The sequence below is a fragment of the Nocardia sp. PE-7 genome (genome assembly GCF_030486425.1).
Taxonomy (GTDB): domain Bacteria; phylum Actinomycetota; class Actinomycetes; order Mycobacteriales; family Mycobacteriaceae; genus Nocardia; species Nocardia salmonicida_A.
Genome location: NZ_CP129614.1, coordinates 5909039 through 5922615 on the forward strand (window position 1 = coordinate 5909039; position 13577 = coordinate 5922615).

A 13577-nucleotide genomic window follows, 5' to 3' on the forward strand; every position below is an offset into this window, starting at 1 on the left:
GCGTGCTGGTTTCGTATTCCGGAAAGGAATTCCTATGCCCGCCACCCTGGCCGAACCCGGCACCCACGAGCTCACCGAGACCGAGCAGATCGAACCCAACCCACGCGACGCTGAGGACAACCCCGACGCCGACGCCACTACTTCGCCGAACGCCGCGCTGGAGGTGGTGCCGCCGCTCAATGCCGAGGCCGGTTTCCGTGATCCTCGTGAGCTGGTGATCGGGGAGAACATCCGCCAGGAGTTCGACCCCGCCGAACACCCGAAGCAGGCCGCCTCGATCCAGGCGTTCGGGGTGCAGGCACCGGTACTCGTCGAACGCGAGACCGACGGCAGCTTGCATGTCCTCGACGGTCAGGTCCGCACCCTGATCGCCATCACAGAAGGTGTGGGCACGGTGCCGGTGTGGATCACCGACGTCGACACCAGCATCGAGATCAATGAACGCCGGATCACCCGGGCGCTGCGTCAGCTCAATCTCAACGACCGGCGCATCCCGATCACCGATGCCGACCGCGCCGGCGGCGTCGCGTTGATGCTCGACCTCGGTGCCAGCGTGACCCGCATCGCCGAGGGATTGCAGACCGAGCACGCCAAGATCCGCACCGCAGGGGTGATCGGTCGATCCGCCACCGCACGCGGGCTGCTCGACGATTCCCAGTACTCGCTGGCTCAGCTCGAGACGATCGCGCACTACGAGGCGCTCGGCGACACCGACGCCGTGGCCCAGCTCAGTTTCCCCCGCATCAACTTCAGATATCGCGCCACCTTGATCGAGCAAGATCGAGCCATGACCCATGCCCGGCTGGCCGCGGCACTTCCCTACGCCGAGATCGGGTTCGGCGTCCTGACCGAGGACCCCGACCTCGCCACCGAACCCACCAACCTGATCCCTGCCACCGACCTTGTCACCGGTGAGGGTGAGACGGTGACCGAGACCGAGATCTACGCCGATGCCTATCGGTGGGCGGTCTATGTTGTTGTCGACGACAGCGACGCTGATCTCATTGCCGAGGACACCGGGGAGCTCGTCGATCCCGACACCGTCGACTGGGACGCCACCGAACCCGGTATAGAACCGGGCGAGGGGTTGCGCAGCGCTCACGGGCTGGTGACCCGACAGCGATGGGTTCCCGCCTACTACCTGCTCGCCGAACACCTGCCTGCCAGCGGACTCCAGGTCCCTGTCCCCGAGCCCGTTGTCGACCGTGCCGACGATCCCGTCGACGCGACCGAAACCGAGCAGGCTGACCGGGAGACAGCGCGGGCGGCGCGCCGGCGGGTGATCGAGTTGAACAAGCAGGGCTCGGCCGCCAAGATCCGCCGCATCGAGTTCCTGACCGAACTGCTCACCGCGCGGACAGCCCCACCCGGGACCGCAATGTTCGTCGCTACGTCGCTGAACCGGGAACCCGGGTTGCTCTCGAGCTGGGGCGCCTCCACCACGACACACAAACTGTTGGGCGTCACCAGCACCGGCGAACTCACCGAGAAGATCGCCGCAGCGGCGACTGGGCGCGCGTGGGTAATCGTGCTCGCACTGGTCCTCGGTGCCCTCGAGTCGCAGATCGACAAGGACTCCTGGCGCAGGCCCCCGTCCGGGGCAGGCCGGTATCTGAACTTTCTCGCCGACCTCGGCGCGAGGAAAGGCTTCGCGCTTGTCGATGTCGAACGCGCTATCACCGGCGAGATCGACTACAACGACATCGATCTCGACAACCCGGCCGCCGCGCCGGTCGGGGACGAAATGGTCGAAGCCCTCGCCGCCTGATTTGGGTGGCTTGCAGCAGACGGTGGGCGTGTTGTGCCCCGGTCCGGAGGGGATTGGACCGGGGCATCATTGACCGTAGCGACATTGTTGTGCCCGCGCCTGCCGCCAATTCCTTTGTCAGCTGGTAGCGGAAGATGTTGAGGCTTAGCAACTTTCATTCCGCAGGCACCACTGACGACGAGTGTCCGACCGCGCCGATCCAACGTGACACCGACTGCGAATCACTGCTGCTCGGTCGTTGGCTGCGCAGCGATCGAGTGATGGCCGGTCGACGTGGCCCCAGCGAAGCGGAGCCGCTTCGTGCCACGTCGACCCGGCAATCGGTGGCCGAGGCGTTCTGAAACCCGGTATGCCCGATCCGATCCGATCGTGGTCAGTCAGGCAGATAGCGGATAGGCACCGCACGCTCGATACCGGCGGCGTCGAGATGGGCCTGCGTGAACACCAGCTGCGCGCGCTCGCCCAGCAACCCGGTCAGCAACAGGTCCAGCAGCGCCCGATGCTTGGACCGCGACGCTTCCACCGTCGTGCGCAGTTCCACCGCCATCGTCCGGTGTGCTTGACCGATACCGAGATCATCGAGCGCCTCGAGCAGTGCCCCGGCTTCGAGGTAGCCGTCCCACGGGCTCCCGGTGCGTAGCAACGACTTCGCGGCATTGAGGACCAGGCCGTGCACATACCGTTCCCGATTCCAACCGGCGGCCTTGCGCGAGGTCGGCAGATCGAAGTCGAACAGTCCACTCAGACCGTCGAAGTAGGCACGACGCTCCTCGGCCATCGGGCGCGGATTCTCTTCGTCGGCGACCGCATCGACGTAGGCATCTCGGAGCTCGGTCAACCCGAAACTGGTCGGCGGATTCGGTACCAAGCTCGCGTAGTCGTCATCGGGCAGCATGCTGCCATTGTCGCCACTGTGGCGGTGCCTCGGGCCGATCGCGCGGTGGATGTGTAGATCCGATGAGCGATCACCCTGTCGGCGCGGCTCTAGCCGGTCCAGACCAATAACTCTGCGTGGCTTCGTAGCCCGGCGCAGACACGCCCGTTTCACAGCAAGGTCAGTCCTGTCGGCGCTGACCACGTAGGCCGGGCGAGAACTTCACGCGGATTCGTCCGCAATATCGTGCGCGAGTCCGAAAGGGACCTGTCATGGAAGCCAACGATGAAGTCCACGCCCCCGAGTTCGATGAGCCCGTCCGCGATCCCGATCCGGCGGAGGGCGACATCGCTTTGGGCCGGGTCGCCGATCCTGGGGAGTTGATCTCCTCGATTCCGGCGATGCTCGGATTCTGTCCCACCCGGTCACTGGTGGTGGCGTTGCTCGGTTCCCACCCTGAGAACGAAGGCGTCCAGGTGATCGGTGCCGTGACCCGGTTCGACATCGACTCCGCCGCCGGCCCTGCCGAAGCCCGTGGTCTGGCGCGCATGTTGGAATCGGTACGTCAGTGCCAGAAAACTAGTTCCACGATGGTCGTCGTCATCGACGATCGCCCGACCTGGTCGACCAACGCAGAACATCTGCTGGGCCACCTCGCTCGAGCAGGGATCGAGTCCAGTCACGCTTGGTGGGTCGCGCAGATCGCGACGGGTGTCGAGTACCGGGACCTGTTGAGACACGGCCGCGATGGCAGCGTGGGTGATCCTCGCGCCTCCACCGTCGCGTTCGCTCGGGTCGTCTGCGGCCACCAGATCTACGCCGCACGTCACGAACTCGCCGACCTGCTCGACTCAGACCCGGTCCTCGCCCAGCAGGTTTTGCCCTATCGCGGTGGTGCCGTTGCCCGCTACCGCGACGACCTCGCCGCCGCGCGCACCCCCGATCGCGTGCGCGAGCTCCGACGTGACCGCATTCTGTGGGTCCTGTCTCAGATCAGCACAGCGGAAGAAGAGCGGCCCAGCGCGCAGGATCTCGCCATGGTTGTCGCGCTGCTGCGCGACCGGACCATCCGCGACATCATGTACGGCCTCGCCCGCAGCCAGTACCACAGCGCGGCAGAGGCACTGTGGCGCCAGATCGCGTCGGCGACCGACGGTCTCGACCGCGCCGAGGCCGCCACCATGTTCGCCTACAGCGCCTACCACCGCGCGAACACCGTGCTCGCTGGGATCGCGATCGCGACCGCACTCGACGCTGAGCCGACCCACGCCATGGCGGAACTGCTGGCGATCGCGCTCGACGAGCACCTGCCCCCCGAAGAGATCCGGAGCCTGGCCGAGGCCGGAGTGGTGGTCGCGGCCGACCTCTGCCTCGACATCACCTGATTGGCGGCTCTCAGATCCGCGCGTTCGTCACAACCTTCGCCACATCCGAGCCGATGCCGGACACCGGCGGTATCGAACAGGACCAGCTGATGCCACGACTACACATCAATGACCGATTCCGCGTCCTGGACGAGTCCGCGCGCACCATCGTCGCCGACGGCTTGTCGGTCGAGGAGGTCCACGCGACGCTGGAGCAGATCCTCACCGATCACAGCGACACCGATCCGACTGTGGGGATATGCCGATTCTGGGAGCGGGCCCGAGTCCAGGGGCCGAGTTTCTATACCTGGTATCGGATCCTGCCGGTCCAACCCGATGACGCCGACGCCAACACCCAACTGCTCGCCGCGGCACTGCATCGCCGCTGGCCCGACGCCGCGTTCACCGTCATGCCGATCGGCGACAGGTCGGTGTCGATTCGTTGGATCGACGGCCCCTCCAACCTGGCCGTGTACGACTACTGCCTGCACGTCGCAGGCCCCCGCGGCACCTTCGCCTGCGCGAAGTACACACGGATCCTCACCCACCGCGCATGGCAGTCCATCGCCAGCCACGTCGAGACGTGGTTACCGGTCAGTGTGCCGCGTACCGAGACCGGCGACATCGACTGGCTCGCAGCGCAAACGATCGAACTCGACGGTGCCACCTCGGTCGCTGGTCACCGTGTGTGCCACGAGCCCCACCTGATCTCACTCACCCTCGGTGAACTCCTGCGACACCTGCCCGACGCCTACGACCTGACCGACCACCACGGCCCGACCATCGCGCCCGTACACCCACAGGAGCCCGATGCCGAACAACCCTGAGGACTTCACGACCCGCATCACCGGGACTCAACGTGACCTGGTGATCGTCGGTCACGTGCTCACTCACGACTGCGACGCACCGCAAGGCGCGGTGGTCACCCCGTTCCCCGAAATCGATTTCCACCAGTGGACCCGCACCTTCCACGAGCCTGTCGCGTTGGTCTTGTCGTATTGGGATCAGTCGGTGGTGTTGGCCAGCCCTGAGGAAATGCGGCGGCCACCTGATGCCTCGAGCAGCAGGTTCACCGGCAGCCTCGTCCCGGTCTGGTGTCACCGACCGAGCAGCCAGCTCGTGCTCGCACCCCACTACTTCGCCGGGAGCAACAAACGTAGGGCCCCGATACCCGCCGGTGTCCGCGCGCACCTGCCCCATGCCCCCGACACAATCAACAACCTCTACAACGACCTCGTCAAATAGCAACGCCCTGTGCCGGTATCCACCTGTGGGTCCGCCTTCACTCATCACCTGTCGGTCTCCGACGCCTGGCCGACTGCCTGACGTCCTCGATGTGTCCTCACGATCAGAAAGGTCCGACTATGCCCAGCGAGCCGACACTGCCCTTGGTAGGTACTGTTGACCGCACCAACTATGGCTGACCTGCTGAAACATGTTGGGGGGTCGGGTTATTGGCCGACCCGATCGATGTGGCAGGTTCTTCGGTCATGTCTGCTGAACGCTGGACTTGGGACGAGACCCGTGATGTCGGCTCGCTGGTGGTGCCACAGATCGGTACAGTGATCACCACCGACGATCCAATCGAGCCCGCTTGCCTGGTCGATGTCGACGGCCGAGTGGATGAGCACGCACGCCAGTTCGTACGGCACCTCAGCGCGTGTGACTACTCGCCCGCTACCTGCCGGTCCTACCTACTGAGCTTGCTGCGCTGGTTACGATTCCTTGCAGCGGTCCAGGTGCCATGGAATCAGGCCGCACGACATGATGTTCGCGACTTCGTCCTGTGGCTGCGAGTCGCGAAGAATCCACAACGGCGCCCGCGCCGCCACGACGGCAGCGTAGCCGGTTCGGTGAACCCAGTGACCGGGAAATGTTCTCTGCCGGAAGGCTATTCGGCGACGACGATCAATCACTCACTGTCGGCTGTGAAGATGTTCTACGACTACCACCTGCTGACCGGGCTCGGTCCGGTAGTCAATCCTGTTCCGCAGCAGCGAGCGAGCAGCATCGATCGATATGGATCACATCGCAGCCCGATCGAACCAGCCCCATCCCGTGGGCGGGCGCCTTACCGTCAGCGCGCCCGATCTAAGCCACCGCGCGCGTTGCCGGATTCGGTGTTCGACGACTTCTTCACCGCGCTTCCGAGCAATCGAGATCGCGCCATCGTCTCGATCGCGGTGGGATCTGGTCCGCGCGCGAGTGAGTTGTTGCGAATGCGGTTGGAAGATCTCGATATCGGCCGACAGCTGATCGCACTCGAAGGCAAAGGCCACCGGGAGCTGGAATGGATCCCCGCACCGCCAGATGCCTTCTTGTGGTTGGCTGCCTACCTGTCCGAGACAGAGCTTCGACGCCCCGCCGGTCAGACGGGGCTGTGGTGGACGAATCGGCGCCCGACACGGCCACTGACCTATTCAGCGTTGCGTCAGGTGCTCAACCGCGCCAACGAGCAACTGGGCGCGAACGTGACGTTTCACGACCTCCGTCACACCTACGCGATGCGGCTGATGGACGACCCAAATCTGCTCATCACCGACGTCCAGCGATTGATGCGACACCGCTCGCTGGCCAGCACTCAGATCTACGCGCGGGCACGCATCGATGATCTGGTTCGTAAAATGCGCGAGCACTACACCCGCCCCGCACCGACTGAGCCGAGTCGTGATCCTTCCTACGATCCGGCCGCGATGGCAGTGCTGTTCCCAGGGTTGATGTGACCGACCCCACCACCACCGACACCTGCGCAGCCGAAGCTGCCCTCGTCCCCGCTGCAAGAGCAGTAGATGGCCAACCCGCACGAGTTCCCGCGTCGCATCCCTTCTACGAACGTCGGATCACAGCGGCTCACCGCAACCGCATGTTCGATCGTGTCATGGGGATCCTTGCCGTCAGGCTGCCGCCGAGCTTGGCGCGCCTGGATCCGGTCACGCACTACACACCGGCCTTGAACGCCTGGTTCGACTGGCTCGACCATTTCTCCGGCGACACCTACCAGGCCCGGTGGGTAGCGACCGGCGCGGATGCTGACGGTGCCGGCTGGCTCGATGTGCTCACCTCGAATCATCACCAGCGCGCCCGATACGGCCTCGCCCTCACCGCGATGGTGTGTTGCGGTGCCATTCGCCCGAGCTATCCGTTCCTATTGGCTGTTTCGAGTAAACGGCTCTGGTCGACATGGCGCGAAGAACACGACACCGCACTGTTCTCCCGAATCGCGGCCGCGTCCAAGGCATTGGGCCGCACCCCCACCAAGACCGGCGCCACGTTGATCGACTTCTGCCGCATGTCGATCCGCACCGGCAAACCGCTGCACGAACTGACCTGTGATGATCTGCTGGACTACCGCGCCGCGGCAACCAAAGCACGGGGCCAGAGCAGCGGAGTCTCGTGTGCCACGGCTTACCACTGTGGTCGAGCGGTCGGGCTGTTCAGTGACGGGCCCGTTGAATTCCGGGCGTTGCTCACGGGCAAGCAGCTCACAGCGGCCGAGACCGTCGCGCACTACGAGATCGCCAGCCCTTCGATGCGCACGTTGCTGGCCGAATACCTCAGCGAGCGACGGCCGGACATGGACTACGTCTCGTTCTATCTACTCGCGCAGCGGCTTTGCCGATTGTTTTGGAGAGATATCGAAGCCCACCATCCCGGCATCGACACCCATCGCCTGAGCCGAGCCCAGATCGAGGCTTGGAAGCAGAGGTTGATGACGCTGCCCAACGGCACTCCCCGCAGGAGACCGGGCGAGGTGTTGTTGGCAGTGCGTTGCTTCTACCTCGACATCAATCACTGGGCGAACGACGAGCCGCAGCGGTGGGCGCGGTGGGCCGAACCCTCGCCTGTAACTCGCCAAGACGCACGAGTGCTTCCGCGGGAACGTCGCACGGAAATGGCCCGGGTCCATGCCCGCATTCGGGAACTCGCCCCGCTGCTGCCCACGCTGGTTCGCAGCGTCCGCCTCCACCACGACACCGCATCCCAGTTGCTGGCCCGAGCCCGCGCGACCGCGCCGGGTGGGCAATTCGAGTTCAACGGCGCCACCTATCGACGACCGAGCACCGCAGCCGGCACCAGTGCTCGTCCCCGACTGCAGACCGAGGGCGGTTCGGTCATTCACCCCGAAACCGTTGAACACGAATCATTCTGGTCATGGGCGATGGTCGAGGTGCTGCGCCACAGCGGCATCCGCATCGAAGAGCTGCTCGAACTGACGCACCACTCGATCCAGCCCTACCGCCAACCCAACGGCACCATCGTGCCGCTGCTGCAGATCGCACCGTCTAAAACCGACACCGAACGAGTCATCCCGGCCGGACCCGAGCTTGCCTCCGTCCTGGCCAAGATCATCGCCCGCGTCAGCGGCGATGACGGCGCGATCGCGTTGGTCAGCCGCCACGACGAACACGAACGCTGCTGGAGTCAGCCGATGCCCTACCTTCTCCAATATCGACTGGCAGGACGACCCCGAACATTCAACTCGGGCACGCTACGTGAATACCTCACACGCGCCGTCGAACGCGCCGGGCTCTCGGCAAACATCACTCCGCACGACTTCCGACGCCTGTTTACCACCGACGCAGTCAACAACGGGCTGCCCGTCCACATCGCCGCACAACTGCTCGGCCACCAGGACCTCAACACCACGATGGGCTACACCGCGATCTATCCGCAGGAGGTGTTCGCCCGCTACCAACAATTCATCCAGAACCGACGAGCCCACCGCCCCGGCGAGGAGTACCGGGCCCCCACGGCCGCCGAACTCGCTGATTTCGCGGGACATTTCGGCAAACGACGTATCGAGCTGGGCAGCTGCGTCCGCCCCTACGGAACACCGTGCGTCCATGAGCACGCCTGCCTGCGTTGCCCGTTCCAACAGATCGACCCCGCACAACTGCCACGCCTGGACGAGATCAAAGCCGACATCTCTCATCGCATCGAAACCGCACGCACTCAACAATGGCTCGGCGACATCGACCAGCTTCAAACCACGCTGACCCACGTCGAAGCCAAACGCGACAGTCTTCTCGACTTGCTCGCCCACGCGAGCCCAGCTCTCGTCATCCCAACGACCCAGCCCTGAAGCCGACCACTTGCCAAAGCCCGACCTGCAACTTACATCCACCCTCAGGAGACGAACCCCTATGGCTACAGATCCCACCCTCGCAATCTCGGGCAACTTGATCGCGGCGCCGGAACTCCGGTTCACCCCAGCCGGCGTCGCGGTCGCAAACTTCACCATCGCCTCGACCCCACGGGTCTTCGACCGCAACACCAACGAATGGAAAGACGGCGACGCCTTGTTCGTGCGCTGCAACGCCTGGCGCAAGCTCGGCGAACACGCCGCAGAGAGCCTTGCCCGAGGCGCGCGGGTGCTAGTCACCGGTCGCCTCAAACAGCGGAACTACGAAACCCGTGAGGGCGAAAAGCGTTCCGTCGTCGAGCTCGACATCGACGACATCGGTGCATCACTGATGTTCGCCACCGCGAAAATCACCAGGGCCAACGCCGATGCCCAGAACGGACGGGCTAGCTTCGGCGGCGGAGATCCGCGAACCGCGGCGCCGCTCCGCGAAACGGTCCTCGCTGACGGGGGCCCTGAGACTCCCGAGGACCAAGCGCAGTTCTGATCCTCCCCACAATCACTCATGTCATGGTTTCTGGGCGTGGGTCAGCTGATCGAAGCGTCTCAGTTCCCCAAGGCTTGTTTCGCCGCGAAACCCGATAATCGACGTCACGATCGGACTTACAATCCACTGTGGCCGTTTCGAACCGCGCGCTGTGCGGCAGGTGCGTGTGTTGTGTCCGCCTGTGCCCGCGGCCATGTAGGCGGCGAGGATGTAGTTGGGGTGGCGGTCGAGGTTGATGCGGGCCCGGTCGTAACGCATTGCTCATGGGCGTATGCCTCGAGGGGCGGGAGACTCTCGTCCGGTTCCGAGCAGGCCCAGGGCCGTCCGGCGCGGTAAGGCCCTGGCAGCCGTGGCAAACAGAGTGTTCACCCTGCCGGAGATGACAGTGGGCTGTCTACGCCGGTGTAGTGCCGACAAGGCTCTGACGGCGACTTGTCCGGGAGTCTGCACGAGGCTAGCGGGTACATCGGCACCGTCGTGCGGCTGCGATTGTGTGGCAGTCATCCCAGGGCACAAGCCCATGACGTAGACGCCGCGGGCTTTGTGCTCCTGCCACAAGGATTCCGAGAGCGAGGTGACAAAGGCCTTGGTGGCGCAGTACACGCTCAGGTTCGCCATGGGGGCGAACGCGAGGGTGGACGAGACGTTGATCAGTGCGTCACCTGGACGCGCCCCGGTCAGGAAGGTGTGAGCGAGGGCGACCAACGCGTGGCAATTGAGGTCCAACATGGCCGCCGCGCGCTCCATCGGGACCTCGGTGAACGGCCCAGCGGTCGCGGTGCCCGCATTGTTGACCAGGACGTCGAACGAGTTCTGCTGCACGGCGCGGACCACGCGCCCCAGGCCGTCCTCTGTCTCCAGGTCCGCGACGAGCGCCGAATGGCCGTGGCCCAGACTCTCGATGACCGCGTGCAAGCGGTCCTCGTTGCGCGCGACGCCGGTGACTGCATACCCGGTTGCGGCGAGCGCGTGGGCCAGCGCGCGGCCGATCCCCTCGCTCGCGCCGGTCACCAGGGCCGTGCGACGGGTCGGCGGCGCAGTCACTTCTCGGCCTCCGGCCGGGTGTCCGGAGAGAGGATGAACGAAATGCGCTCCATGACGGACTTTCGCTGGGTGTTCTGGAAAGCCGCGACCCGCCACCGGTCGTCTGCCTCGCGTATGAGCGTGTACGTCTGAACCTTGGACAGCTCGTCCGGTGCGTCTCCGGTGTAGTCGTCGCCGCGGCCGGTGACGACGGCGGTGTCGGGTGACAGGAAGCGGATGCCGAGGTAGGAGTTGGCCAGTTTGCTGCCCTCGAGGAATCCCCCGAAGAGGGCCTTGTGGGAGTTGACGATGTCGGCGCGGCCCTCGTAGTAGCTGCCGACGTAGGTGGCGTAGGTGGCGTCCTCGGTGAACTGCGAGCCGTAGGCGACGGCGTCGTTGCGGTCCCAGGCGTCGATCAACGACTCCAGTACACCGCACACCGCGTCGCGGTCGCCGGGGGAAGCCTGGCCGGTCGGGGTGACATTCACACACTCGTTCTGACCGGCGTTGTGCACGTCGGAGGAGGCGTCGAGCCACAGATATCCGCCGCTGCCCGCGACCGCGATCGCGAGCAGGCCGATGCCGAGCGTGCGCACCCATCGTCGGCGGGGGCTTGCGGGAGATTTCCTGGAGTCCGGGTCTTTCGCTTCTTGCTGGGGTGCGGGTTTCTGGTCGGTGGTCATGCTCGAGTCCTTCGGTGTGTGGAGAGCGGTGTGCTGTGCGGGGATGGATGGGTCACTTCTGGGCGGCGGGGATGGTGCCGGGGGCGGCCTTGAAGGAGATGGCTTCCATCAGCGGCTTGCGCTGGGTGTTGTGGAACGCCGCCACCCGCCACTGCCCGTCCGCCTCGCGCACGAACGTGCACGTCTGCACTTTCGACAGCTTCGAGGACTTGGGCGCGGTCGCTCCCTTGTAGGTGTCGCCGCGGCCGGTGACGATCGCGGTGTCCGGGCCGTAGAACCGGATGTCGATGATCTCCCCGGCGAGGTTGGTGTTCTTCAAGAACTTCCCGAACAAAGTGCGGTGGCACTCCACGATGTCGGCCCTGCCCCTGTAGCAGGTCCCGACAAACGTGACGTACGTGGCGTCTTGGGTGAACAGTGCCCCGTAGGCGTCGGCATCGTTGCGGGCCCACGCGGTGTTCATCTCCGCCATCACCGCGGTGATGGCCGCCTTGTCGTCCTGAGTGGTCATGCCGTCCTCCTTATCGTTAAGATGAAGCAGAATCTGCGCTTCAACAATATCTGCATTATTGCAACTATCACGATAGGGGGCATCTGCACCGATGGCAACCAAGGCACCTCGAGATCAGCACCAGATCTTCCGTGAGTACCTCGACGCAGTGGGCCTGCACGGCATGGCCGGCGCGGAAGCCGCCGGACTCGCACCCATCGAGTGGTACGCGGTGAGCCTGATCACCTTGGCCGGGCAGATGAGCTCGGGCGACCTGGCCGCCCGCGTAGGCCTGACCACCGGTGCGACGACCCGGCTCATCGACCGCCTCGAGAAAGCGGGCTACCTACGCCGTACCGCGGATCCAGCCGACCGCCGGCGGGTCATCGTCGAAGCCTCAGCCGAGACCTTCCCCGACATCGAGGACGTGGTCGGTCCCGCTCGCCGACTGATCGCCGAGGTTTTGGACCGCTACACAGCCGAGCAACGCGAGGTCCTCTTCGACTACTTCGCACACGCAACCCCTGCATACCGGGCAGCCGCCGAAGAGATCCGCGCCCGCGCCGCGCGAGGCCGCCGCCCCGGCCCCAAACCCAAGGAAGCCACCGCTCCCCCAACCCCTTCCGCGAGCACGTGACCACTCGTCGCCCCGCGTTCCACATCACAATCCTCGATCGAGAGCCGGGCCAGAGTCGGGATGGTCGGCCAGACCGCGCTTACTGGCCTGACGACACCATCCTCGACGGCACCTGGAACTCGCTCCGCGTGACACCACTCTGATCCAGGAAGCAGGGCAACACCGCTCTCCGCGCTCAATAGTGCAGATAAGCAACTTGTCCTCCGAGATCGAGCTCACTTTCACGCCCTCGGGTGTGGCGGTGGCCCACTTCACCGTCGCTTCCACGCCACGGGTCTTCGACCGCAACACCGGCCAATGGCGCGACGGTGACCCGTTGTTCCTGCGTTGCAACATCTGGCGCGAGGCCGCCGAGAATGCCGCGGAGTCGCTGTCCAGGGGCGCGCGAGTCCTGGTGATGGGACGGCTCAAGCAGCGCAGCTACGAAACCCGCGACGGCGACAAGCGCACCATCTATGAGCTCGAGGTCGACGAGCTCGGGCCCAGCTTGCGTTTCGCCCGCGCCCAAGTTACCCGCACCACCGGCCGGACTGGCGGCGGTGGGTTCGGCCAGCGCGACGCCACGGTACCCACCACCCATACGAGCAGCGAGACCCCCACGGCGAGCGGGCCCTCGGCTCCATGGGCCGGTGACGCCACCGATCGTGGTGACGGGCGTGAGTCGTGGGAAACGCCTGTACTCGCTGGTGCCGGTGCAGGTTTCGGCGAACCACCGTTCTGAGCGCGCCGGTCTCCTGACCGCATCCGGATAGGTCGGCGGCCGACGGTCGTGAGGTTGTCGGGAGGTGGTGTGTCCGGGTGACGGTCTGGGGTGGGCCCAGCCGATCGAGGGCTACCAGGACCGCGTGCGCCACGCCGTCGGGCCCGCGCCCGGCACAAACGAATTCCCCGCGCCACCACCAGCCCCACCCACTGGTCTTGCTGTCAGCGCGGGGAATTCGTTTCCGCACGCCCAGGCGCGTTCCCGCCGTCGTGTCGCCCACGGTCCTGGTCGGTAGCCCTCGGCTGGGCCCACCCCAGCCCGGCACCCTCTTTTGTGCGAAAAGCGTGGCAGTTCCAGCGCGCCCGGGTGCCGTCGAATCTCTCGTCCTAGTCAGGAGATCTGCTG

At 65.3% G+C, this 13577-nt stretch carries 13 protein-coding genes; 9 read left to right on the forward strand and 4 right to left on the reverse strand.

Annotation, left to right across the window (positions count from 1 at the left end; genetic code table 11):
• Positions 1–34: 34 nt before the first annotated feature.
• Entirely contained in the window at positions 35–1768 is a 1734-nt protein-coding gene (locus QX204_RS27825; protein ID WP_301903476.1) for a ParB/RepB/Spo0J family partition protein, read from the forward strand.
• 373 nt (positions 1769–2141) lie between these two features.
• Here the strand turns inward: QX204_RS27825 and QX204_RS27830 are convergent, their stop codons facing one another.
• Complete coding sequence (locus QX204_RS27830; protein WP_301903478.1) at positions 2142–2663, reverse strand: hypothetical protein; 522 nt, start codon at positions 2661–2663, stop codon at positions 2142–2144.
• Positions 2664–2914: 251 nt separating this feature from the next.
• Between QX204_RS27830 and QX204_RS27835 the strand changes: the two genes are divergently transcribed.
• The 6 genes from QX204_RS27835 to QX204_RS27860 all read left to right on the forward strand — a co-directional run bounded on the left by QX204_RS27835 (position 2915) and on the right by QX204_RS27860 (position 9636).
• On the forward strand, positions 2915–4027 hold the full coding sequence (locus tag QX204_RS27835) for a DUF4192 domain-containing protein (RefSeq protein WP_301903479.1): 1113 nt from the start codon (positions 2915–2917) through the stop codon (positions 4025–4027).
• Between the two features lie 53 nt (positions 4028–4080).
• Positions 4081–4833, forward strand: a complete 753-nt coding sequence (locus tag QX204_RS27840) for a hypothetical protein (RefSeq protein WP_301903480.1) — start codon at positions 4081–4083, stop codon at positions 4831–4833.
• A complete protein-coding gene (locus QX204_RS27845) occupies positions 4817–5251 on the forward strand; it encodes a hypothetical protein (RefSeq protein WP_301903481.1) in 435 nt (144 codons plus the stop codon). The genes QX204_RS27840 and QX204_RS27845 overlap by 17 nt, the downstream gene beginning before the upstream one ends.
• A 209-nt stretch (positions 5252–5460) precedes the next feature.
• On the forward strand, positions 5461–6729 hold the full coding sequence (locus tag QX204_RS27850) for a tyrosine-type recombinase/integrase (RefSeq protein ID WP_301903482.1): 1269 nt from the start codon (positions 5461–5463) through the stop codon (positions 6727–6729).
• Positions 6730–6884: 155 nt separating this feature from the next.
• Complete coding sequence (locus tag QX204_RS27855) at positions 6885–9089, forward strand: tyrosine-type recombinase/integrase (RefSeq protein ID WP_301903483.1); 2205 nt, start codon at positions 6885–6887, stop codon at positions 9087–9089.
• 61 nt (positions 9090–9150) lie between these two features.
• Complete coding sequence (locus QX204_RS27860; protein WP_301903484.1) at positions 9151–9636, forward strand: single-stranded DNA-binding protein; 486 nt, start codon at positions 9151–9153, stop codon at positions 9634–9636.
• Positions 9637–9897: 261 nt separating this feature from the next.
• Here QX204_RS27860 and QX204_RS27865 read toward each other — a convergent pair whose 3' ends face one another.
• Genes QX204_RS27865 through QX204_RS27875 form a run of 3 tightly spaced genes read right to left on the reverse strand, consistent with a single transcriptional unit; the run spans position 9898 to position 11853 of the window.
• Positions 9898–10680: an SDR family NAD(P)-dependent oxidoreductase gene (locus QX204_RS27865; protein ID WP_301903485.1), complete on the reverse strand. Its 783-nt coding sequence runs from the start codon at positions 10678–10680 to the stop codon at positions 9898–9900.
• Positions 10677–11342: an SgcJ/EcaC family oxidoreductase gene (locus QX204_RS27870; RefSeq protein ID WP_301903486.1), complete on the reverse strand. Its 666-nt coding sequence runs from the start codon at positions 11340–11342 to the stop codon at positions 10677–10679. The genes QX204_RS27865 and QX204_RS27870 overlap by 4 nt, the downstream gene beginning before the upstream one ends.
• Positions 11343–11394: 52 nt before the next feature.
• Positions 11395–11853, reverse strand: a complete 459-nt coding sequence (locus QX204_RS27875) for an SgcJ/EcaC family oxidoreductase (protein WP_301903487.1) — start codon at positions 11851–11853, stop codon at positions 11395–11397.
• A 91-nt stretch (positions 11854–11944) separates the two neighbouring features.
• Between QX204_RS27875 and QX204_RS27880 the strand changes: the two genes are divergently transcribed.
• Together QX204_RS27880 and ssb are read left to right on the forward strand one after the other, a co-directional pair.
• Positions 11945–12469, forward strand: coding sequence for a MarR family winged helix-turn-helix transcriptional regulator (locus tag QX204_RS27880; protein ID WP_301903488.1), 525 nt, complete (start codon positions 11945–11947; stop codon positions 12467–12469).
• A 178-nt stretch (positions 12470–12647) separates the two neighbouring features.
• The gene (ssb, locus tag QX204_RS27885) at positions 12648–13190 is read left to right on the forward strand and encodes a single-stranded DNA-binding protein (RefSeq protein WP_301908131.1); all 543 of its coding nucleotides are present in this window, start codon (positions 12648–12650) and stop codon (positions 13188–13190) included.
• Positions 13191–13577 lie beyond the last annotated feature (387 nt).

Bases quoted from the DNA above. Each gene is read 5' to 3' on its own strand.
- QX204_RS27825 (WP_301903476.1), top strand. From the start codon at position 35: ATGCCCGCCACCCTGGCCGAACCCGGCACCCACGAGCTCACCGAGACC.
- QX204_RS27875 (WP_301903487.1), bottom strand. From the start codon at position 11,853: ATGACCACTCAGGACGACAAGGCGGCCATCACCGCGGTGATGGCGGAG.
- QX204_RS27840 (WP_301903480.1), top strand. From the start codon at position 4,081: ATGCCGGACACCGGCGGTATCGAACAGGACCAGCTGATGCCACGACTA.
- QX204_RS27880 (WP_301903488.1), top strand. From the start codon at position 11,945: ATGGCAACCAAGGCACCTCGAGATCAGCACCAGATCTTCCGTGAGTAC.
- QX204_RS27835 (WP_301903479.1), top strand. From the start codon at position 2,915: ATGGAAGCCAACGATGAAGTCCACGCCCCCGAGTTCGATGAGCCCGTC.
- QX204_RS27855 (WP_301903483.1), top strand. From the start codon at position 6,885: ATGGGGATCCTTGCCGTCAGGCTGCCGCCGAGCTTGGCGCGCCTGGAT.
- QX204_RS27870 (WP_301903486.1), bottom strand. From the start codon at position 11,342: ATGACCACCGACCAGAAACCCGCACCCCAGCAAGAAGCGAAAGACCCG.
- QX204_RS27845 (WP_301903481.1), top strand. From the start codon at position 4,817: ATGCCGAACAACCCTGAGGACTTCACGACCCGCATCACCGGGACTCAA.
- QX204_RS27830 (WP_301903478.1), bottom strand. From the start codon at position 2,663: ATGCTGCCCGATGACGACTACGCGAGCTTGGTACCGAATCCGCCGACC.
- QX204_RS27860 (WP_301903484.1), top strand. From the start codon at position 9,151: ATGGCTACAGATCCCACCCTCGCAATCTCGGGCAACTTGATCGCGGCG.